21 protein-coding genes are annotated in these 21902 nt (G+C 34.7%); all 21 read left to right on the top strand.

Annotated elements, in window-relative coordinates; genetic code table 11:
- The first annotated feature begins 2 nt into the window (after positions 1-2).
- The 21 genes from AC4BC7_RS17410 to AC4BC7_RS17310 all read left to right on the top strand — a co-directional run bounded on the left by AC4BC7_RS17410 (position 3) and on the right by AC4BC7_RS17310 (position 21834).
- Positions 3-386, top strand: a complete 384-nt coding sequence (locus AC4BC7_RS17410) for a glycosyltransferase (RefSeq protein WP_101143884.1) — start codon at positions 3-5, stop codon at positions 384-386.
- 16 nt (positions 387-402) lie between these two features.
- Positions 403-1032, top strand: coding sequence for a hypothetical protein (locus AC4BC7_RS17405; protein ID WP_174090558.1), 630 nt, complete (start codon positions 403-405; stop codon positions 1030-1032).
- A gap of 10 nt (positions 1033-1042) precedes the next feature.
- The gene (locus AC4BC7_RS17400) at positions 1043-3004 is read left to right on the top strand and encodes a VirB4 family type IV secretion system protein (RefSeq protein ID WP_002425003.1); all 1962 of its coding nucleotides are present in this window, start codon (positions 1043-1045) and stop codon (positions 3002-3004) included.
- Positions 3005-3017: 13 nt separating this feature from the next.
- Positions 3018-4370 carry a hypothetical protein gene (locus AC4BC7_RS17395; RefSeq protein WP_002425004.1) on the top strand — a complete coding sequence of 451 codons (1353 nt, stop codon included), beginning with the start codon at positions 3018-3020 and terminating at the stop codon, positions 4368-4370.
- A 21-nt stretch (positions 4371-4391) separates the two neighbouring features.
- Positions 4392-5501: a lysozyme family protein gene (locus tag AC4BC7_RS17390; RefSeq protein ID WP_002425005.1), complete on the top strand. Its 1110-nt coding sequence runs from the start codon at positions 4392-4394 to the stop codon at positions 5499-5501.
- Positions 5502-5513: 12 nt separating this feature from the next.
- Positions 5514-6065: a hypothetical protein gene (locus AC4BC7_RS17385; RefSeq protein ID WP_002425006.1), complete on the top strand. Its 552-nt coding sequence runs from the start codon at positions 5514-5516 to the stop codon at positions 6063-6065.
- A 4-nt stretch (positions 6066-6069) separates the two neighbouring features.
- Positions 6070-6501 carry a hypothetical protein gene (locus AC4BC7_RS17380; protein WP_002425007.1) on the top strand — a complete coding sequence of 144 codons (432 nt, stop codon included), beginning with the start codon at positions 6070-6072 and terminating at the stop codon, positions 6499-6501.
- Positions 6494-8149, top strand: coding sequence for a VirD4-like conjugal transfer protein, CD1115 family (locus tag AC4BC7_RS17375; protein ID WP_002425008.1), 1656 nt, complete (start codon positions 6494-6496; stop codon positions 8147-8149). Before AC4BC7_RS17380 ends, AC4BC7_RS17375 begins: the two co-directional genes overlap by 8 nt.
- A gap of 17 nt (positions 8150-8166) precedes the next feature.
- On the top strand, positions 8167-9090 hold the full coding sequence (locus AC4BC7_RS17370) for a hypothetical protein (protein ID WP_010711847.1): 924 nt from the start codon (positions 8167-8169) through the stop codon (positions 9088-9090).
- On the top strand, positions 9090-10022 hold the full coding sequence (locus AC4BC7_RS17365) for a conjugal transfer protein TrbL family protein (protein ID WP_015543622.1): 933 nt from the start codon (positions 9090-9092) through the stop codon (positions 10020-10022). The genes AC4BC7_RS17370 and AC4BC7_RS17365 overlap by 1 nt, the downstream gene beginning before the upstream one ends.
- Before the next feature lie 16 nt (positions 10023-10038).
- Entirely contained in the window at positions 10039-11007 is a 969-nt protein-coding gene (locus AC4BC7_RS17360; protein WP_174098167.1) for a hypothetical protein, read from the top strand.
- A 28-nt stretch (positions 11008-11035) separates the two neighbouring features.
- Positions 11036-11404, top strand: coding sequence for a hypothetical protein (locus AC4BC7_RS17355; protein WP_174090565.1), 369 nt, complete (start codon positions 11036-11038; stop codon positions 11402-11404).
- Positions 11405-11463: 59 nt separating this feature from the next.
- Positions 11464-12279 carry an LPXTG cell wall anchor domain-containing protein gene (locus AC4BC7_RS17350; RefSeq protein ID WP_490504516.1) on the top strand — a complete coding sequence of 272 codons (816 nt, stop codon included), beginning with the start codon at positions 11464-11466 and terminating at the stop codon, positions 12277-12279.
- A gap of 337 nt (positions 12280-12616) precedes the next feature.
- The gene (locus AC4BC7_RS17345) at positions 12617-12889 is read left to right on the top strand and encodes a helix-turn-helix transcriptional regulator (protein ID WP_011266100.1); all 273 of its coding nucleotides are present in this window, start codon (positions 12617-12619) and stop codon (positions 12887-12889) included.
- Between the two features lie 383 nt (positions 12890-13272).
- Positions 13273-14763 carry a primase C-terminal domain-containing protein gene (locus AC4BC7_RS17340; RefSeq protein WP_001025003.1) on the top strand — a complete coding sequence of 497 codons (1491 nt, stop codon included), beginning with the start codon at positions 13273-13275 and terminating at the stop codon, positions 14761-14763.
- 346 nt (positions 14764-15109) lie between these two features.
- On the top strand, positions 15110-15280 hold the full coding sequence (locus tag AC4BC7_RS17335) for a hypothetical protein (protein WP_000713595.1): 171 nt from the start codon (positions 15110-15112) through the stop codon (positions 15278-15280).
- A 13-nt stretch (positions 15281-15293) separates the two neighbouring features.
- Positions 15294-15911, top strand: coding sequence for a recombinase family protein (locus AC4BC7_RS17330; RefSeq protein WP_001062588.1), 618 nt, complete (start codon positions 15294-15296; stop codon positions 15909-15911).
- Entirely contained in the window at positions 15911-16273 is a 363-nt protein-coding gene (locus AC4BC7_RS17325; RefSeq protein ID WP_000108744.1) for a toprim domain-containing protein, read from the top strand. The genes AC4BC7_RS17330 and AC4BC7_RS17325 overlap by 1 nt, the downstream gene beginning before the upstream one ends.
- Before the next feature lie 736 nt (positions 16274-17009).
- The gene (ltrA, locus tag AC4BC7_RS17320; RefSeq protein ID WP_010718345.1) at positions 17010-18896 is read left to right on the top strand and encodes a group II intron reverse transcriptase/maturase; all 1887 of its coding nucleotides are present in this window, start codon (positions 17010-17012) and stop codon (positions 18894-18896) included.
- Between the two features lie 262 nt (positions 18897-19158).
- Complete coding sequence (locus tag AC4BC7_RS17315; protein ID WP_490504521.1) at positions 19159-20835, top strand: type IA DNA topoisomerase; 1677 nt, start codon at positions 19159-19161, stop codon at positions 20833-20835.
- Positions 20836-20937: 102 nt separating this feature from the next.
- Positions 20938-21834 carry a ParA family protein gene (locus AC4BC7_RS17310; protein ID WP_142973628.1) on the top strand — a complete coding sequence of 299 codons (897 nt, stop codon included), beginning with the start codon at positions 20938-20940 and terminating at the stop codon, positions 21832-21834.
- Positions 21835-21902 lie beyond the last annotated feature (68 nt).

Genomic DNA, 21902 nt, shown 5'->3' with positions numbered 1-21902 from the left:
TTATGAACAGTGATCAAGTGAAACAAGCCTTACTAGATTTGTTAAATGCAGATACTGAAAAAGGTCGGACTTGGTTTTTCCCTTCCAATGTATCTGATAGATACACAGTTATTCTAGGGCTAGATTTGAAACAATCAGCAAAAGCAATCGGAACGGCATTAATAAGCGTATTATTGACAATTCTTATTTTTCGTAGCACTGCCGTATTTCCTTTGATTTTATATGTCATTGTTGGCTTAGTGTCATTTGGTGGTGTTTGGGCGTTTTATACGATTAAACCAATAACAGATCGCCCGAACATTTCTATATCTGATTTTATGAAGCAAAGAAAAGACTTTTCAAAAAGGCAAAAAGTCTATTATAAAAAGCCGAAAGAACGAGTTTAAAAGAGAGGTGATATAATTGTTTGATTTTCTAAAAACAAGTTCCAAAAGTAACGGTAATAAAAAAAGCGATACGATGAAAGAAATGATTTATTGGGAAGATAACTCAAGATTTCAAGGCGTATTTAAAGATTTTTTCGTCGTTTATCAGCCAGAAAAAAAGCAATTTAGCCTTGTGAGCATGCTAAAAGTTGACGGCTTAAACGTTGACACGTTGCCAGTATCAGAACAAGAAGGGTTAAACGAAGATTTTGGTGTCTTTCTATCTCAAAACGTTTTATACGAGCCACAGATCACTTCTAAGAACGTACCAGTAGAAATTGATGATTTTGTAGAAGCTTGGGGTAAAACAGTAGAAAATTATCGAAAAATGCCAGGGCATAATGAAGCTTTATTACAACTAAAGGCTAGTTACTATTATCATTATAGAAATTTAGCAAGTAACATGGAAACTTCAAAGAAACAACATTTTGTAATTAATTCTGAACCAATTTCAAAGGAAACTTACGACAGTTTGGAATTGTCCTATCAAGTGTTACGCGATAAGACAAGAACAATCAGAACAGCTTTAATTGCATTTTTAAGTAAATATGATTGTCAGGTTGAAATGTGTACGATTGGCGAGATGAAAAAGGTTTTGAATAGTTAGGAGCGTTAAAATGGAGAAGATACCAAAAGAGAAAATTATTGTAATACCCGAAGTTGATACGGACGTTGTATCTGATTTAGCACCATTTAACTTTACAGTAGAACGTGACAAATTATTAATCGATGATTCATACGCAGTTCCCTATGTCATTACAAAATACAATAATAAACCAAGAGGAAATTGGTTTAATCGTATTCGTAAAATGAGTGGAGATATAACCATATCTCATTACTACACTAAAGCAAACGGTAACTCATTGAATGATTATTACAACAGAACCATTAAGAACAAGCAAGCAGAGATCGATCGTTCGCATGATCCGTTGACGATTATCCGTTTAGAACGTGAAATGAAAATTGCACAAACGCAGTTAGAACAAGCCGTTGATGAAAACACTTCTTATCTTTACTTGTATACCTATGTTTTGATTAAAAGCAAGTCAGAAGATAAGTTGAAAAAATTGTGTGAAGATTTTGAAACACGTTGTATCGCAAGTGGAGTAAAAGCCTTGATTCCATATACTATGATTGATAAAGCGTATTGGAGTGCCTTGCCTTTACAATCTAATGAAGTGCCTGAATACACGTACACAATCGCAAACTCAATCAGTGCAAGTAGTATTTTTCCTTTTGATGATAATGAGTTAAGCGTATTTACTAAAAATATGATTATTGAGGGAATTAATAAAGATACTGAAAATATCGTTAGTATTGATTACACCAACAGAAAATTAGTAGTCAATCGTAATAAATTCGTTTTTGGTTTATCTGGTGGGGGAAAGACCACTTACCTAACGTCAGACTATTTAAAAAAATATGCTTTTTCTGATAATTCAACAGAACTAAGGCACAGAATCGTTTTATTTGATCCCGAAGATGAACAAACAGAGCGTGTACGTTCTCTAGGGGGCGAAATAATCAATCTATCGTCTATGTCAGACGTCCGTATCAATCCATTTCAAATCTACTCACGCAATACGCTAGATGTCGATTTAAAAGAATCGTTATCCGATTTTGAAGAGGACGAACTTGTAGAAAATCTTGAAATAAAGCATAAAGATTATGAAATGACTGACAATGATATTGATAAAGAAATCAGTAAACGAATGAATATTTTAACGCCTTATTTCCTAATGGTAGATCATTCTTTGACTGATAGTCAATTATCCATTATTAAAATAGAAGCGAAAAAATGCTATACCACTTTATACGAGAAGAAAAACTTGTCAAAAATGGAAAATACCGATTTTCCAACATTTTCAGACTTAGAAAATCGATTGAAAGCCTTAGAAGAAACTGATCCAAAAAGATACAAACGAATTGAAGATTTTATTTATTCATTAGAAGATTTTACAATCGGAAGTCGTACCATTTTTAACGGTCATACAAATATAGACTTAAACAATCCGTTAATTTGCTTTTCTTTGCGAGATTTACAGACCGAAGAAGGGATCAGAGATTTAGCATACCTCAACAGCTTTAGTTATCTATTTGAAGAAATAACCAACAATCCGCAAATTGTAACGTCTGTTTATGCAGATGAATTTCACTTTTTATTGAAGAATAAAATTAGTGCTGACTTTTTCTTCCAAGCATATAAACGCTTTAGAAAATACAATGCTGATTGTACCGTATCAACCCAACAGATTGATGATGTATTAAAAGCACCTGATAATATCGGTAAAGCAATTATTGGGAATAGCTTTACAAAAGTATTCTTTGGACTTGATGAAACGGAAGCACAAGGTATTTCAAATGAGTTGAAACTTAAACTCACAAAAAAAGAATTATCGTTCATTACCTCAAAACGTCAAGGGGAAGCTTTGCTTTTTCATGGTACAAAGCGAGCAAAGATAAAAGTAGATTTAACACAGGAAGAAATGCGTTTGCTTAACCCAGGCGAATATGAAGATATTTACGGCGTTAGTCCGAAGAAAGAGATCAACTGGTTGTTAAGATCGAAAATTCAATAGAAGGGAGAAAATAATGAAATACAAAATCTTGAAAAATTTGCAATTTTACTATCAAGAGAATGTAATTGTCGTTCAAATAAACGAAAAATATTTGACGAATCGAGAACATATTTTTGATATAGAAGAAAGTGAACAATATTTTGTTGATGTCGAGGAAATTTTAACCAAGGACGGAAAACTAGAAATTGTTTATCACCGTCCTAATGGCTATACACCACTACTTGAATTGAAAGAATATGCTGATTTTTATAAGTTGGATATAGTGAATCGATTACTTGAAATGAATGTACTAGAAAAAACAAACACCTATCTAGCAATGCAAAATATCCTACTCAAAGATACACGTGACTTGCTTTTTATTTATAAAGCAGATCATTTTGGTAATTTGCCTTACTCAACTAAAGAAGAATTAGAGCAATGGAAAAATTTTATTTGTAGTTTTTTTGGTAAATACACGCTTGAAAAGTATGAGAAGAACCGTATCGAAGTTCTAGCAAAAGAAAAAAATTCATTTTTAAATGATATAGAAGCAGTTGAAAGCCTAGAATCATTAAGAGATTTAATAAAAAATCGACTAACCGAAGAACAAAAGAATTTCTTTTCTACTGAATTACAGGATAAGAAAGCAGACGTTCGAAAAATTCGCAGAAATAAAAGCTTAAAAATTGCGTTAGTTGTAGGTGTTATTGCGTTATATGGTGGTACGGTTTTTCTTATGAAAGTAAATGAGAATAAACAAGTTACGGCTACACAGCAAAGCGCAGAAACAGAGATCACTATTTTAAATAAGATTATTGATAATGATAGTGAGAATATCGAAGAGGATATGCAAAAGCTCAATTATCCTAAGAAAAAACAAGTTGATATTTACGTGAAACTTGGTGATTATACCAAGGCTTATGAACTTGATAAAAAGTCAGATAAAAAAATTATTCAAAGTCTGTACAAACAAGGAGAAACCGAAAAAATAGAAGCCCTTGATTTACCAGGAAGCGACTATTTAGCAGACTTCAAAAAGATTTTAGCGTATGACAATTCAACAGATATTGAGTATCTGGTTCAAACTAGTACCGATACAACAATTGTTGAAGCTTTAATCGATAAATCAGTAAAAGAAAAAGACATTCCAACAGTGAAAAATATTCGTCAAGTATCAATTACACAAAAGAAATTAGCAATCGATCCTAAACGTCAAATCAGTATGATTGACTTATTGATTGAAAATAACAGTGAAGAATTAGAAAATATGTATAAGGATAATTCTTTAAATGAGGACTTGAAGAAAAAACAAACCAATGACTTGTTAGAAGAAAACAACACATTGCTTAGTGAAAAGATTGAATTAACAAACGCTGAAAAAGATTAGGAAGGTTGGTGATTTCATATCATGGGAGCAACAGCTGCTAAACTGCTTATTCGTTATCGAAAACCGATAGCGAAAGCAATTTTAGGCTTTTTCGTCTTTATCATTGTAATCTTCCTTCTTATTTTTAATAACGATCAAACCGCCCCTAGTGGCGGACTAGCAACAGAAAACAAAAATTTAAGTGAATCTGTTTTGAGGTACAAAAGTACCGTTGAAAAGTACGCTAGACAATATGACGGTATGGAATATGTGCCTTATATCTTAGCCCTTATGCAAATTGAATCAGGCGGTGAAGGTGGCGACCCTATGCAATCAAGCGAAAGTTTAGGACTGCCCCCGAACACTATTAAAGACCCCGAACGAAGCATACAACGAGGAGTAGAGTTTTTTGTAGAAAATATGAAAAGCGCTATAAACCGAGGATCAGATATAAAAACAGCTCTTCAAGCGTATAATTATGGCGGTGGTTTTGTTGATTTTGTAGTGAAGAATGGCGGAACGTATTCTTTTGAGTTGGCTAAACAATTTTCTATTAATATGTCAGGTGGCGAAAAGGTACCTTATGTAAATGCTTTATCTACTACAATGGGCTACAATTACCGCTATAACTACGGAAATATGTTCTATGTGCCAAAATTACTTGAATACGTTAACGAAAGCCAGGCAAGCGCAGAGGGCGTTCAAAACAATTCTAATAATACTGGCGCTGTTCAAGTTGATGTACCTAGTGAGTACAAAAATAAATTACGTTATCCAAGATATGATGGACACAACTATAATACCAGTGGCAGTTATCCTTTTGGGCAATGTACTTGGTACGCTTTTAATCGTATGGCTCAAATAGGAAAACCAGTTGATGATTTTATGGGCAATGGTGGCGAATGGGGCTATAAAGGGAAAGCTTTAGGCTATAAAGTAACAAATAAGCCCAAAGTAGGTACGGCAATTTCTTTCCCACCTGGTTCTTTTGGCTCTGATCCAGTTTACGGACATGTTGCCTTTGTGGAAGTCGTAAATGCAGACGGTACGCTTTTAGTATCAGAATGTAATGTTGTAAACCCAGGAAGTGGAACAATCAGTTATCGAGTAGTGCCGACTTCTATTGCAAACATTGCAAGTTATGTTGAATAAGGAGAGGAAGAAATGGAGTTTGACAAAATAAAAGTTAGTTTGTTTATCTCAACGCTTGTTTTACTTGCGGTTACCATAGGCATGATTGTTTTTGGAATAAAGCAAGGCGAACAGATCCGTCACTTAAAAAGTGATTTAAAAAGCGTACAGACGGAACTAGCAGACAAACAAGAGGAACAAAATACTAACCAAAGCGAATCGGAAAAAATTATCAAAGAATTTTACAAGACCGTTTATAACTACGAAAAAAGCCAAAAAGAAATATCTATGACAACGGTTAAAGAATTAGCAACAGACAACGTTTATCAAGAATTACAAAACGAGATCAACGTAAACAATTCATATAGCCCACAACAAAACACGATTCAAAAGTCTTCAGTAAACGAAAATGAAATAAAAATTCTTGCTTATGAAAGCAAAGATAATACACAACAGTATTTAGTAACAGCACCAATCCACCAAGTTTTTAACGGTACAAAAAATGATTTTGAAATAAACCAAATTATCCAAATTAAAAACCAACAAATTACCCAAAGAACGACCATTCAATTAGGAGAGGAGTAGAAGCATGGCGAAGAAGAAGCAAGAGCAAGTGAAACTGATTGTCCTAGTTATACTCTATCTACTATTATTACCAGTAACATTGATTGTATTTAAATTATTACCTTTTATCATTGCGAATGATACAAATATTGAATTGAGTACCTTTGTTACAACTATTTTAAAGCACCCGATCAATACTTTTTTAGAGATCATTCAATCTACTTACATGATCCCGTTCTTCATTGTACAAATTATTGTTTTAATCGTTTTATTTGTCTTTCTACACCCTACCAAACGCCAACCGTTTGAGGTTGTCGGAAAAACAAACCCTGTTCATGGCTCGGCTTATTGGGGGGAGGAATCAGAAATAAATGCACCAAAAAATGTTCATTTGATCCCTGAAAAATCAATGAAAAGCATATTAGAAAAGTCAATGAGGAGGGGGAAAAATGACTAGTTTGTTAGCAGAATCAGACGGTTTAATATTGGGGAAATTTCCAAGTGGAAAAGTTGTGATCCAACCCGAAGATAGCAAAATAAGCAATCGAAATATTTTTGTCGTAGGTGGTCCAGGATCATTTAAAACACAAAGTTATGTTTTGCCTAATGTTGTAAATAATCGCAGTACGTCAATTGTTGTAACCGATCCAAAAGGGGAAATTTACGAGTTAACCAATGAAATAAAAAAAGCCCAGGGCTTCAAAACGGTTGTCATAAATTTTAAAGATTTTTTACTAAGTTCTAGGTACAATCCATTACTTTACATTCGCAAATCAAATGATACAAACAAGATTGCGAACGTCATAGTATCAGCAAAGAATGACCCCAAACGGAAAGATTTTTGGTTCAATGCACAATTAAACTTATTAAATACGTTGATTAAATATGTTTATTTTGAATATGAACCAAGCGCACGAACAATTGAGGGCATTTTAGACTTTTTAGAAGAATTTGATCCACGCTATAACGAAGAAGGTGTATCAGAACTTGATGAACAATTTGAGCGGTTGCCAGACGGACACGAAGCAAAACGCAGTTACTATTTAGGCTTCCGACAAGCACAAAGTGAAGCAAGACCAAACATTGTTATTAGTCTATTGACGACTTTACAAGATTTTGTTGATAAAGAAGTATCAGAATTTACCAGTACAAACGATTTTTTCTTTGAGGAATTAGGAACGTCAAAAATTTGTTTATACGTGCTAATTTCCCCATTAGATCGAACTTGGGACGGCTTAGTGAATCTCTTTTTCCAACAAATGTTTACAGAGTTATATTTTTTAGGAGATAAGCACAACGCAAAATTGCCAGTACCTTTAGTTATGTTACTAGATGAATTTGTCAATTTGGGCTACTTTCCAACATACGAGAATTTTCTTGCAACGTGTCGAGGGTATCGTATTTCAGTTAGTACCATATTGCAATCTTTGCCCCAGGGCTTTGAACTTTACGGAGATAAGAAATTTAAAGCGATCATTGGGAATCATGCCATTAAAATATGTCTAGGTGGTGTAGAGGAAACGACCGCTGAATACTTTTCAAGACAAGTAAATGATACAACAATCAAAGTATATACAGGCGGAACAAGTGAAAGTAAAACGTCCGCAAAAACAACTAACCGAAGCGGAAGTAAGTCAGAAAGCTACGGTTACCAAAAAAGGCGATTGATTACCGAAGGGGAAGTTATCAATTTACAACAAGAAGAAAATGGCAGAAAAAGTATTGTGTTAATTGACGGTAAACCTTACATGTTAAGAAAAACGCCACAATTTGAATTGTTCGGAAATCTTCTTAAAAAGCATGAAATTTCACAGCAAGATTATATAAGCAGTCAAACGGAATTTGCCAAAGAATACATTGAGGAATTGGAAAAACAGCACAAACAACGAAAAGTGCAACTAGCAAGCGCCCCAATTTTTCACGAGAAGAAACAAGAAGATGATTTGAATAAAAAAGAAATAAATCTACCTGAACAACCGATCGAATCAGAAGTAACAGAAGAAGAGGAAGAAAAAGAACTATTAATGAGTGATATTCTAAGTAGTTTTGATGAAGGTATAGAGGAAAACACAACCAACAATGACAACAGCGAATTACCATTTTAAAGATCGGAGGAAATCAAATGAATGGATTGAAAGAATTTTTTGGGAATATCCCAATGTTTCAAAAGCAAGTAGAACGAGAAATCGAAGAAAAAGGGATTGAACCTAGTGAGGGTATTAAAAAAATGGAATTTAGCCGTCAAGTGATCCGTAACTTAGTGATTGGCGTTTTAGTTGTCGGTATTCTTGCTTTTGTGGGCATTTCTTATTTTAACAATAAGAATCAACCACCAGTGACACCAACAGCCACCACCGCAAGCAAAGAAAGCAACCAGTCAGAAACAAGCGGAGAAGCCACAGAAAACAGCTCACAAGCCGTTCAAGGGTCAAGCGACCATTTACTCAAATTAAGTGCGAAAGAGCGAGCAGACGAAGCGACAGAAGCTTTTGAGAGTTGGTACAAGTCTTTCTCTAATGGTGACGTGATTTTAGAAATCAACAAAGAATTATTGAAAGAAGGATCAGGCGGTACAAGCCCGATTGAATTACAAACGAAATTGATCGATAACTTAAAAGCCAAGTTCGGCGATAAGGTGTCAGATGATTTCTATACAGGCTTGCAAGCGAGCTTCAATTTCAATCCAGTCATTGTTGACGGTACCAAAGGGCTAACGATTTCTAAGCAAAATGATGATGAAAGTCAATGGTTTAGTACCTGGTTCTTAGATACCGAAAAAAAGGAGAAAAACACAAAAATTATTGTTCGTAATGATTTTCCTTTTGAGTGGGTGGATTGGCGGAACAAAGGACAACATGATGAAAAAGTAGGAAAAATATTTAAAAATGTTGATTGGGATAATGATTTAAGTTATGAAGTGATAGGGATTGATTTTACAGAAGCTACTAAAAATATTGAAACCAATCAGATTTTATTTGTACAAATGCACTACAATGAAAAAATCGGGAAGTGGCAAGTTACAGGTAATGTTGGAGGTGTTTACTAATGGATTTAATAGATAAAGCAGGAGAGGTCGCAGGTGATGTAGCAGACAAAATATCAGATACAGTTTCAGGAGTTTTTGAGGGTATAAAAGAAACCACAGATAGTGTGTTGCACCCAATCGATACCTTGTTAGGCAATTGGGGCAGTGACTTGTTAGAAGCCAGTATGAAAATTGCTAATAAGACGACCTTTGATATTCCCAATATCGAATTGATTAGTACCATTACCAACGTGTTTGTCTTTGCAACGACAACCTTTGCGATTTGTATTGTGTTGTATAAGGTCATTGAAGCGCAAATACAAGCTTCTAATGGGAGTGGTGACGCATTGACCGCTAATATTGTTCAAAAGCTGTTTTACTCGTCTATTGCCTTAGCAACGTTGCCCTGGGCAATGAACTTTTTTATCAAAAAGATTGTTGCACCAATCGGGGAATATGTGATTCAACAAGTCGCTAATGATTTGAATGTGGAAACGATCGGCGAACGATTGCGTAATTTCTTAGTATCAAATTTCTTTAATGGTGGCGTTAGCGCCGTTGTTCTCTTTGTTTTCGTGATATTCTTTGCCTTTTCCATTGCCAAGTATTTTGTGGCGATTTGTGTTTTTTATGCTGATTTCTTGGTACTGACTATGTTAACACCATTAGTTGCCTTATCGCTTTTAACAGACGAACAAAATTACTTTCAAATATGGATCAAAGAACTGTTATCCGAAGCACTCACAATGCTTATTAAGCTTATTTTGTACTTACTCATGATTACACTCATGATTGCTGAAAAATACACGTTACCAAACTTTATGTTAATGGTTGGTTGTGGCTTGTTGATTATCAAAACACCGTCTGCCCTACAAAATATGTGGTATTCAACCAAAGTGTCAAAAGGTGGCGGACTTGGAAACTTAGCAATGATGGCTATGTTTAGAAAATAAGAGAGGGGGATAACGATTGTCTTATTATTTTGAAATACGAATTATTCTTCCCGAAGAAGAAAAACAATTTTTGAATCGAAAATTAAGTAAAAGCGAATTATCCGAAGTCACACACTATTTACAACAAAAGACAAGTCGAGGAATTCCAGTTAAATTTCGTGTAGGTATTTTTAGAGTAGAAGATCAAACAAAAATTATGTCTGTTACGCTGAATACAAAAAATACCAAAGAAACGGACGTAATTAACTTGTTATTAAATCGAGTAACAGATCAACACGTTTTAGTTTACTTGAATGAACCAACAGAACCAACGCTTAATACGCAAGAATTAAATCGTCAGGAGTTAAAAACGAGTAATGAACGCCAAGAAATACCGCAGACAGAAATTCCAACTGAAACAGTAAATGAACCTAGTGTTATTAAGGAAATATCGAAAAAGAACCAAGCAAAACAAACGAATAGTAGAAAAGAATCACTATCAGAATCCATAACCAAGAAAAATGTTCCCAGAATTCATTTGTTCATATCTATTTTGACTCTTTTTATTGTATTATTGATAGGAATAAGTGTTTTTCAACAAGTACAACTTCAATCAGTCAAAAAAGAGAGCGAATTATTGGAAGAACAAATTGAACGTGTCAAAGAAACGGATATTTCTCAATCGAAAATAGATACTTTTGGAAGATACTTTTTGACTTACTATTTTTCACAGGAAAAAAATCAAGAAAATTATCAGTCAAGTTTAAGAACATATGTATCCGAAAAGGTAGATATATCCGATTGGAAAGCGTTAGGGAAAACGCTTAAGAGTGTCAATTACTATGGTAGTGAACAAACAAAAAAAGGGTATAGCGTTGAATACCTTCTAAATGTTTCGGTAGAAGATCGTAATAAAATGCAAAAAATCACTTTTGAGGTTGAACCAACTAAAAACGGCTTTCTTGTGACAAATCAACCAACACTCGCAGACTTCTCTTTTAACTGAAATATGCAACAGAGAGAGTGTTTAAAAAATGAGTAAAATTAATCTAAAACAAATCTATACAGCTAAAGAAATGAGCGAAAGGATAGGTAAGAATAGAAATTACCTATCCCAAGCTTACCGTAACAACAAACATGAAATACTTAAAAATTTTAATTATCGAAAAATTGGTGGAACAATTATTTTCTCTGATAATCCCAATAATGATTTATCGCAATTGATTACAGCAAAAGAAGCAAGCCAGTTGTTAGGAAAGAATGATGAATACTTTGCCCACATTTATAAACGGTTTCCTCATAGACTAGAGGGAATCGATCACATTTATACAGGTAAAACATTATTCTTAACGAAAGAATCGCTAGAAGTTTTTAAAAAAAAGATGAATAAAAATGTCAGATAAAGCATATTTATGATATACTATTTATGTACACAAATACTAATTTTTAAGGAGATTATAAAATGAAAAAACTTGCCCTCTTAACACTATTCAGCACTACTTTATTAGTATCAGCACCGATTGTCAGTTTTGCAGACGAAACCGCAAGTAGCAGTGATATTAATATCTTAGCCGATGATGATCCAGTCGTTCCAGTAGAACCGACAGACCCGACTACTCCAGTTGATCCAGTTGATCCAGTTGATCCAGTTGATCCAGTTGATCCGGTTGATCCAGTTGATCCAGTTGATCCAACAGAGCCAACAGAGCCAACAGAGCCAACAGAGCCAACGGAGCCAACAGAGCCAACAGAGCCAACAGAGCCAACGGAGCCAACAGAGCCAACAGAGCCAACAGAGCCAACAGAGCCAACAGAGCCAACAGAGCCAACAGAGCCAACAGAGCCAACGGAACCAACAGAACCAACGGAGCCAACGGAACCAACGGAACCAAGCAAGCCAACAGAGCCAACGGAACCAAGTAAGCCAACGGAACCAACAGAGCCAACGGAACCAAGTAAACCAACAGAGCCAACAGTACCAAACAAACCAGTAGACACAAACCCAATTGAAAACCCAGTTAATACAGATACAGGCGTTGTGATTGTTGCGGTTGAAGATAGTAAACCAATCATTCAATTAGCAGACGGAACAACAAAAAAAGTTGAAGCTAAAGAAATTGGAGCAGACGTTCAAAAAGACGGAACAGTAACGGTTAAAGGTTCAGACGGAAAAATGAAGGTTTTACCAAAAACAGGTGAAACAGCAAATATTGCACTGTCTGTCCTAGGTTCATTAATGGTATTAGGATCAGGAATCATTTTTAAAAAGAGAATTTAAGTAAATTTAAAAGCATGGTCGCAAGTTTCACTAGCAGCCATGCTTTTTTTGAATCTTTGTAGGACGTTTTAAAGAGAATTACCCACTTTAAAATTAAACATGCGCTTAGAATCGCTTTAGGAAACACGATCCAGTCCAATAATCGTCGATAAAAACTTTTGAAAAAGGTTGGTGAAATTACCTACTTTTGGAATAATCACAAATCACAAGTGATTAATCACAAATCACAAGTGATTAATCACAAATCACAAGTGATTAATCACTTGTTTATTAAGATATTAAAAGCTATAATTTAAATAAAGCGTGAATTTTATTACACAAAAAGAGGGGGAGAAACTTGGAACTAGCATTTAGAGAAAGCTTAAAAAAGATGAGAGGTACCAAATCAAAAGAAAAATTCTCCCAAGAATTAGAAATGAGTAGATCAAATTATTCACGAATAGAATCAGGAAAATCAGATCCAACCATAAAAACACTAGAACAAATTGCAAAGTTAACTAACTCAACGCTAGTAGTGGATTTAATCCCAAATGAGCCAACAGAACCAGAATCAGAACAAGTAACATTGGATTTAGAAATGGAAGAAGAAAAAAGCAATGATTTCGTGTAAAAAATGCACGAAATCATTGCTTATTTTTTTAAAAAGCGATATACTAGATATAACGAAACAACGAACTGAATAAAGAATACAAAAAAAGAGCCACGACCAACTTATTTTCCGCCAAGAAAATAAGTTGCGAGCCTTAATTGATTACCACCAATCAATTAAAGAAGTCGAGACCCAAAATTTGGTAAAGTATTTAATTACTTTATTAATCAGATACTTAAATATCTGTAAACCCATTATATCGGGTTTTTGAGGGGATTTCAAGTCTTTAAGAAGATACCAGGCAATCAATTAAGAAAAACTTAGTTGATTGCCTTTTTTGTTGTGATTCAACTTTGATCGTAGCTTCTAACTAATTAATTTTCGTAAGAAAGGAGAACAGCTGAATGAATATCCCTTTTGTTGTAGAAACTGTGCTTCATGACGGCTTGTTAAAGTACAAATTTAAAAATAGTAAAATTCGCTCAATCACTACCAAGCCAGGTAAAAGCAAAGGGGCTATTTTTGCGTATCGCTCAAAAAAAAGCATGATTGGCGGACGTGGCGTTGTTCTAACTTCCGAAGAAGCGATTCACGAAAATCAAGATACATTTACGCATTGGACACCAAACGTTTATCGTTATGGTACGTATGCAGACGAAAACCGTTCATACACTAAAGGACATTCTGAAAACAATTTAAGACAAATCAATACCTTCTTTATTGATTTTGATATTCACACGGAAAAAGAAACTATTTCAGCAAGCGATATTTTAACAACAGCTATTGATTTAGGTTTTATGCCTACGTTAATTATCAAATCTGATAAAGGTTATCAAGCATATTTTGTTTTAGAAACGCCAGTCTATGTGACTTCAAAATCAGAATTTAAATCTGTCAAAGCAGCCAAAATAATCTCGCAAAATATCCGTGAATATTTTGGAAAGTCTTTGCCAGTTGATCTAACGTGCAATCATTTTGGGATTGCTCGTATACCAAGAACGGACAATGTCGAATTTTTTGATCCCAATTACCGTTATTCTTTCAAAGAATGGCAAGATTGGTCTTTCAAACAAACAGATAATAAGGGCTTTACTCGTTCAAGTCTAATGGTTTTAAGCGGTACAGAAGGCAAAAAACAAGTAGATGAACCCTGGTTTAATCTCTTATTGCACGAAACGAAATTTTCAGGAGAAAAGGGTTTAGTAGGGCGTAATAGCGTTATGTTTACCCTCTCTTTAGCCTACTTTAGTTCAGGCTATTCAATCGAAACGTGCGAATATAATATGTTTGAGTTTAATAATCGATTAGATCAACCCTTAGAAGAAAAAGAAGTGATCAAACTTGTTAGAAGTGCCTACTCAGAAAACTATCAAGGGGCTAATAGGGAATACATTACCATTCTTTGCAAAGCTTGGGTATCAAGTGATTTAACCAGTAAAGATTTATTTGTCCGTCAAGGGTGGTTTAAATTCAAGAAAAAAAGAAGTGAACGTCAACGTGTTCATTTGTCAGAATGGAAAGAAGATTTAATGGCTTATATTAGCGAAAAAAGCGATGTATACAAGCCTTATTTAGTGACGACCAAAAAAGAGATTAGAGAAGCGCTAGGCATTCCTGAACGTACGCTAGATAAGCTATTGAAGGTATTAAAAGCGAATCAAGAAATCTTCTTTAAGATTAAATCAGGAAGAAATGGTGGCATTCAACTTGCTAGTGTTAAATCATTGTTGCTATCGATCATTAAAGTAAAAAAAGAAGAAAAAGAAAGCTATATAAAGGCGCTGACAAATTCTTTTGACTTAGAGCATACATTCATTCAAGAGACTTTAAACAAGCTAGCAGAACGCCCTAAAACGGACACACAACTCGATTTGTTTAGCTATGATACAGGCTGAAAATAAAACCCGCACTATGCCATTACATTTATATCTATGATACGTGTTTGTTTTTCTGTGCTGTTTAGTGAATGATTAGCAGAAATATAGAGAGTAAGATTTTAATTAATTATTAGGGGGAGAAGGAGAGAGTAGCCCGAAAACTTTTAGTTGGCTTGGACTGAACGAAGTGAGGGAAAGGCTACTAAAACGTCGAGGGGCAGTGAGAGCGAAGCGAACACTTGATCTTTTAAGTTGCTATCTTTTATAGGTCAATAGAGTATACCTATTTGTCCTAATATGATTTTAGCAGTATAATTGACTTGGTGAATAGGTCATTTAAGTTGGGCATAATAGGAGGAGTAAAATGAAAAAATTTATTTATCGAGTTTTAGAAAATGACGAAGTGGTGGCTATTTTTAATGAGCAACAATATGCGCAAGATTTTATCGCTTACGAAAAGACAATTTCTGATAAGCAATTTGAAATTGAAAAAGTAGATATTGCTGATTGGTTATTGCAACCGAGAGAATTTTAGAGGTTGGTTGAAAATGGCTAAAATTGGTTATGCACGTGTCAGTAGCAAAGAACAGAACTTAGATCGGCAATTACAAGCGTTACAGGGCGTTTCTAAGGTCTTTTCAGACAAATTAAGCGGTCAATCGGTCGAACGCCCACAATTACAAGCTATGCTTAACTATATTCGTGAAGGGGATATTGTTATTGTTACTGAATTAGATCGATTAGGACGAAATAATAAAGAATTAACAGAATTGATGAATCAAATTCAAATTAAGGGGGCAACCCTGGAAGTCTTAAATTTACCCTCAATGAATGGTATTGAAGATGAAAATTTAAGGCGTTTGATTAATAGCCTTGTCATTGAATTGTACAAGTATCAAGCAGAATCAGAACGAAAAAAAATTAAGGAACGTCAGGCACAAGGAATCGAAATTGCTAAGAAAAAAGGCAAATTCAAAGGTCGGCAACTGAAATTTAAAAAAAATGATCCACGTTTAAAGCATGCTTTCGATTTGTTTTTGAATGGTTTATCCGATAAAGAAGTTGAAGAACAAACTGGAATCAATCGCCGAACGTTTAGAAGGTATCGAGCAAGATATAACGTGACAGTAGATCAAAGAAAAAACAATGAAAAGAGGGATAGTTAATGAGTACGGTTATTTTAGCTGAAAAACCAAGCCAGGCATTAGCCTACGCAAGTGCTTTAAAACAAAGCACCAAAAAAGACGGTTATTTTGAGATCAAAGACCCACTATTTACAGATGAAACGTTTATCACCTTTGGTTTTGGGCATTTAGTGGAATTAGCAGAACCAGGTCACTATGACGAAAAGTGGCAAAATTGGAAACTTGAATCGTTGCCGATTTTTCCTGATCGATACGATTTTGAAGTTGCAAAAGATAAGGGAAAGCAGTTTAAAATTGTTGCAGAACTTCTCAAAAAGGCAAATACAATTATTGTTGCAACAGATAGCGACAGAGAAGGTGAAAATAGTGCGACATGTTTCTAGTTGAAAAGACTAGGCACACTAACGGCTTAACAGACGTTAGTGGAGAACTTTCAGTTTGAGAGGTGGAATGATAGGGTAACGCCTTGAAACGCCTCCCTTAATACTCCGACATGCTATTTCTTACGTGTTAAAAGAAATGGTATGAAGCTCGGTGAAGTCGGCAGAAGGATACCGTAAGCAGAAATGATAAACATTGGTCTGCACGAAAATTTCCTAGAGGTAGGAACTGTATCTAATATGCCGGAGGTCGCAAAAAGTATAGTATGGTGAGAATGTGTGTAAAAGCACTGACGAACTGGCGAATGTACTGTCCTAAACGCCTAAGGCACAGAAATGTGTCGGGTAGAACATGATTGAAGAAATCATGTCACTCTACGGTATCATGCGGTGGAGTAAGAATTGTTTTTATGAAACTCCGTGAAGTGTTATAGGCACTTGAAGTGATACAGGGCAAAAGCCAGCACCTAAGCTATTACATTGATAAAACTGAAGGAACGTGGGAAGCCAAGAACGTGGAGCGCACACACGCAATGAAGCGGATATAAGGAAAGTATTAGTATATAACTTATATTTATCTTGGTGAAAGTAGTGGCATGACCGGTGAAGGTTCTGTAATGGAACTGGAGGAATAGCCACAAGTCAACAAATTTAAATCAATTTATTAAGTAACCTAAGTCAAACCATAGATTCCTGTAAGACCAAAAGGTCACAACCAATAACTAGGGGGTGACGAACTATGAACAACCACCGAAACAAGAAAAATAATAAGCTTCGATATTCTGAGTATTATGGAATGCAAGAAGCTTATGATAACTTGTATCAACGTAGTGTAGAAAATCAAAATTTCAAGTCATTAATGAAAATTATCATATCCGATGACAATATCTTGCTTGCGTATCGTAATATAAAGCGCAACTCAGGAAGTCTTACGGCAGGTATTGACGGTAAAACCATTAAAGATATTGAAAAACTAACAACTGAAAGATACCTTGATATAGTTAAGAAACGGTTCAAATTTTACAAACCAAGAAAAGTTAAGCGAACTGAAATTCCCAAACCAAATGGAAAAACTAGACCATTAGGAATTCCTTCTATTTGGGATAGGGTAGCTCAACAATGTATCTTGCAAGTATTAGAACCAATATGTGAAGCGAAATTTAATCCACATAGTCACGGTTTTAGACCTAATCGGTCTGCCGAACATGCAATTGCTGATTGTGCCAAGAAGATGAATATTATAAAAATGGGATATTGTGTTGATATAGATATTCAAGGTTTCTTCGATGAAGTTTGGCACTCAAAATTAATGCGACAAATGTGGACTATGGGTATACGGGATAAGGAACTTCTCACTATTATCCGCAAAATGCTAAAAGCTCCAGTTGTATTGCCTAATGGTACTATTCAATTTCCCGAAAAGGGGACACCACAAGGTGGGATTTTATCCCCATTATTAGCCAATATTAATCTTAGTGAATTTGATTGGTGGGTATCGGAACAATGGGAAACAAGGCATATGTCTGAAATTAAGACACAATACAATGCTAATGGAACCGAGCATATGGGAAATCACCATAGGAAAATGCGCTCACATACAAAACTAAAAGAGTTCTATATAGTTCGTTATGCAGATGATTTTAAATTATTTTGCCATGACCGAAAAACGGCTGAACAACTTTATCATGCTTCGATACAATGGTTGGAACAACGATTGCATTTACCCGTATCTATTGAAAAATCCAAAATCACGAACCTTCGTAAGGAAACTAGTGAGTTTCTAGGTTTCAACTTGAAACTAGAAAGAAAAGGGAAAAATAGATATGTAATGCATTCTCATGTTTCAGATAAAGCAATTAACCGTATGAGAATAGAACTAAAAGAGCAAATCAAGGAAATCAAAAAATCACCTAATAGCATTAATACTATCAGAGCTATAGGAAATTATAATAGTAAAGTTATTGGCATGCACGGTTACTATCGAATAGCAACTCACGTTAATAGAGACTTTAAAAAGATGCATTACTCAGTTCTTCTGACAATGAGAAATCGATTGTCTATTGATGGATTGACAAAAACGGGTAAATATACTGGTAAAGATAAAGGGATATTGAACTACGTCCAGTCAAAGAATATTAGATACCTGACAGGACGCCCAATTATACCAGTTAGTTTTGTACAACATAGGAACCCAATGTACCTTAAAGTTAAAATTAATAAATATACTCCTGAGGGGCGTAAACTCATTCATCGTAATCAATCAGCCGTATCTGAAATAGCACTTCGTTGGATCAGGAGCAATCCTGTAGTCAGCGATAGAGCAACAGTGGAATTTAACGATAATCGTATCTCATTGTTTATAGCTCAGTCGGGTAAGTGTTCGGTAACGGGTGAAGAACTAAATGTTCTAGATATGCATTGTCATCATAAGATACCTTATCATGTATCTAAAGATGACAAGTATAGTAACTTGACTATTGTTAAATCTGAAGTTCACATTCTAATACATGCTACCAAGGGAGATACTATTCAGCGATATATGACCTTGTTAAATCTTAATGATGAACAAATCAAAAAGCTAAATAGATTAAGGTTGCTAGTTAGAAACACTTCACTACATTATTAATTTGGTTGCGAGACTTAGGAAAACAACAAAAAAAAAAAGGTTTAATTTGTTGATAGAACGCCGTGTGCGGTGAAAATCGCATGCACGGTGTGGATCGGGGGAAAAACTGGAGATTATTTCAAAAGTTTACCTATCGATATTCGCCTGGTCGATTATCCATAAAGCAAATGCCTTTTCAAAAGATAAAACATTTAAAAGACTATGGATCAATAGCTTAGAAAAAGATGTAATCCGAAGCGGTTTTCAAAATTTGCAACCTGGAATGAATTACTATCCCTTTTATCAAGAAGCGCAAACACGCCAAATTGCCGATTGGTTGATCGGCATGAACGCAAGCCCTTTGTATACGTTAAATTTACAACAGAAGGGCGTACAAGGTACATTTTCACTAGGACGTGTTCAAACGCCCACCTTATACCTTATTTTTCAGCGCCAGGAAGCCATAGAGAATTTTAAAAAAGAACCTTTTTTCGAGGTGGAAGCTAGTATAAAAGTAAACCAAGGGTCGTTTAAGGGCGTTCTAAGCCCCACACAGCGTTTTAAAACCCAAGAGGAGCTTTTAGCTTTTGTTTCTTCTAAACAAGCTAAAATAGGCAATCAAGAGGGGATAATTGCTGATGTTCAAACCAAAGAGAAGAAAACGAATAGTCCGAGTTTGTTTTCTTTAAGTAGTTTGCAATCAAAAGTCAATCAGCTTTATAAAGCGACAGCGAGCCAAACTTTAAAAGCTATGCAAGGACTGTATGAAGCAAAATTATTGAGTTATCCAAGAACAGATACACCATTTATTACAGAGAACGAATTTGCTTATTTAAAAGCGAATTTTGGCAAATATAGCGGTTTTTTAGGACTTGATCTTGAAATGGTTCAAACAGAGCCTAGAAAGCGTTATGTGGACGGTAGTAAGGTACAGGAACACCACGCCATTATCCCAACAAAACAAGTACCTACCGAATCTGCATTAGCGAAAATGGACGATTTACAACGAAAAATTTATGCTTTAGTCGTTAAAACGACCGTTGCCATGTTTTTACCTGATTACTTGTATGAAGAAACCAAGATACAAACGAAAGTAGCTGATTTGCTGTTTCAATCGATCGGAAAGACACCAAAGCAAGAAGGGTGGAAAATTCTTTTCAAACAACAAACCAAAGAAGAAAAAGAGGACGTTCAAACGTTACCACTCGTTATCATTGGCGAACGTGCCGAAGTTGGTGTTAAGAGTGTTGAAAAAGAAACGCAACCGCCAAAAGCTTTTACAGAGGGTACATTATTAACTGCTATGAAAACGGCGAATAAAACGGTTGATGATGAAGAAGCAATCAAGATTTTACAAGAAGTTGAGGGGATTGGAACAGAAGCGACAAGAGCAAGCATTATTGAAGCCTTGAAACAAAAAGAATATATCCAAGTGATTAAGAATAAGCTTGTTGTAACTGAAAAAGGAAAATTATTGTGCCAGGCAGTTGAAAGTCAGCACCTTTTAACGAGTGCTGAAATGACGGCTAAATGGGAAACGTATTTAAAAAAAATCGGTAAAAGAGAAGGCAATCAAGAGAACTTTATTACGAATATCAAAAAATTCATTGTTCATTTACTGGAAGCTGTACCTAACGATATAGAAAAACTAAATTTTTCTGATTACCAGGAACAGAAAGAAAAAGAAGCAGAAAAAAGTATTGTAGGAAAATGTCCTAAGTGTGGCAACAATATTGTATTAAAAAAATCTTTTTATGGTTGTTCAAATTATCCTGAATGTAAGTTCACTTTAGCTGAACATTTTAGAAAGAAAAAACTCACCAAAACGAATGTAAAAGAATTACTGGAGGGAAAAGAAACCCTGGTAAAAGGAATCAAAAATAAAGAGAAAAAGTCCTACAATGCCGTTGTAAAAATCGGGGAAAAGGGATATATTGATTTTATTTCATTCTCAAAATAAGCATAAAAGCCCTATTTAAAGGGCTTTTATATATTAATCACAAATCACTTATCACAAATCACAAGTGATTTGTGATTAATCACTTGTGATTTGTGATTTTTAATGATACAATATTACTATACAAAAAAAGAATGGGGCGTAGTTATGGAGAAGGAAGAACTCAAAATACTTGAAGAATTAAGACGTATTTTAAACAGTAAAAATGAAGCAATTGTTATCTTAAACAATTATTTTAAAGGTGGTGTTGGAAAGTCAAAATTATCTACTATGTTTGCTTATTTGACAGACAAATTTAATTTAAAAGTTTTAATGATCGATAAGGACTTACAAGCAACATTGACAAAAGACTTAGCAAAAACATTTAAGGTAGAATTGCCACGTGTCAATTTTTATGAAGGCTTGAAAAATGGAAACTTGGCTTCTTCTATTATTCATTTGACTGATAATTTAGACTTGATCCCTGGCACGTTTGATTTGATGTTATTACCAAAATTAACTCGCTCATGGACTTTTGAAAATGAAAGTAGATTGCTTGTTACTCTTTTAGCACCTTTAAAAAGTGACTATGATCTCATTATTATTGATACTGTACCAACGCCAAGCGTTTATACAAATAATGCAATCGTGGCGAGTGATTACGTTATGATCCCTTTACAAGCAGAAGAAGAAAGTACAAACAACATTCAAAACTATATTTCCTATTTGATTGATTTACAAGAACAATTTAACCCTGGACTAGATATGATCGGTTTTGTTCCTTATTTAGTTGATACGGACAGCGCAACGATAAAATTAAACCTGGAAGAACTGTACAAGCAACATAAAGAAGATAACTTGGTTTTCCAAAATATTATCAAGCGAAGTAATAAAGTAAGTACCTGGTCTAAAAACGGCATTACAGAACATAAAGGCTATGACAAAAAAGTTTTATCCATGTATGAGAACGTATTTTTTGAAATGCTTGAACGAATTATTCAATTAGAAAACGAAAAAGAATAGAATCACAAATCACAAGTGATTAATCACAAATCACTTGTGATTTGTGATTGTTGATGATAAAATAAGAG

The sequence above is a fragment of the Enterococcus sp. AMC1623 genome, from assembly GCF_058216495.1.
This window is presented reverse-complemented; position numbering and strand designations above follow the sequence as displayed.

What these genes read in the sequence shown, in the direction of transcription:
- AC4BC7_RS17355 (WP_174090565.1), top strand. Translation starts at nt 11,036, where the DNA reads ATGAGTAAAATTAATCTAAAACAAATCTATACAGCTAAAGAAATGAGC.
- AC4BC7_RS17375 (WP_002425008.1), top strand. Translation starts at nt 6,494, where the DNA reads ATGACTAGTTTGTTAGCAGAATCAGACGGTTTAATATTGGGGAAATTT.
- ltrA (WP_010718345.1), top strand. Translation starts at nt 17,010, where the DNA reads ATGAACAACCACCGAAACAAGAAAAATAATAAGCTTCGATATTCTGAG.
- AC4BC7_RS17395 (WP_002425004.1), top strand. Translation starts at nt 3,018, where the DNA reads ATGAAATACAAAATCTTGAAAAATTTGCAATTTTACTATCAAGAGAAT.
- AC4BC7_RS17340 (WP_001025003.1), top strand. Translation starts at nt 13,273, where the DNA reads ATGAATATCCCTTTTGTTGTAGAAACTGTGCTTCATGACGGCTTGTTA.
- AC4BC7_RS17325 (WP_000108744.1), top strand. Translation starts at nt 15,911, where the DNA reads ATGAGTACGGTTATTTTAGCTGAAAAACCAAGCCAGGCATTAGCCTAC.
- AC4BC7_RS17370 (WP_010711847.1), top strand. Translation starts at nt 8,167, where the DNA reads ATGAATGGATTGAAAGAATTTTTTGGGAATATCCCAATGTTTCAAAAG.
- AC4BC7_RS17410 (WP_101143884.1), top strand. Translation starts at nt 3, where the DNA reads ATGAACAGTGATCAAGTGAAACAAGCCTTACTAGATTTGTTAAATGCA.
- AC4BC7_RS17380 (WP_002425007.1), top strand. Translation starts at nt 6,070, where the DNA reads ATGGCGAAGAAGAAGCAAGAGCAAGTGAAACTGATTGTCCTAGTTATA.
- AC4BC7_RS17390 (WP_002425005.1), top strand. Translation starts at nt 4,392, where the DNA reads ATGGGAGCAACAGCTGCTAAACTGCTTATTCGTTATCGAAAACCGATA.
- AC4BC7_RS17350 (WP_490504516.1), top strand. Translation starts at nt 11,464, where the DNA reads ATGAAAAAACTTGCCCTCTTAACACTATTCAGCACTACTTTATTAGTA.
- AC4BC7_RS17385 (WP_002425006.1), top strand. Translation starts at nt 5,514, where the DNA reads ATGGAGTTTGACAAAATAAAAGTTAGTTTGTTTATCTCAACGCTTGTT.
- AC4BC7_RS17315 (WP_490504521.1), top strand. Translation starts at nt 19,159, where the DNA reads ATGAATTACTATCCCTTTTATCAAGAAGCGCAAACACGCCAAATTGCC.
- AC4BC7_RS17365 (WP_015543622.1), top strand. Translation starts at nt 9,090, where the DNA reads ATGGATTTAATAGATAAAGCAGGAGAGGTCGCAGGTGATGTAGCAGAC.
- AC4BC7_RS17310 (WP_142973628.1), top strand. Translation starts at nt 20,938, where the DNA reads ATGATACAATATTACTATACAAAAAAAGAATGGGGCGTAGTTATGGAG.
- AC4BC7_RS17400 (WP_002425003.1), top strand. Translation starts at nt 1,043, where the DNA reads ATGGAGAAGATACCAAAAGAGAAAATTATTGTAATACCCGAAGTTGAT.
- AC4BC7_RS17330 (WP_001062588.1), top strand. Translation starts at nt 15,294, where the DNA reads ATGGCTAAAATTGGTTATGCACGTGTCAGTAGCAAAGAACAGAACTTA.
- AC4BC7_RS17335 (WP_000713595.1), top strand. Translation starts at nt 15,110, where the DNA reads ATGAAAAAATTTATTTATCGAGTTTTAGAAAATGACGAAGTGGTGGCT.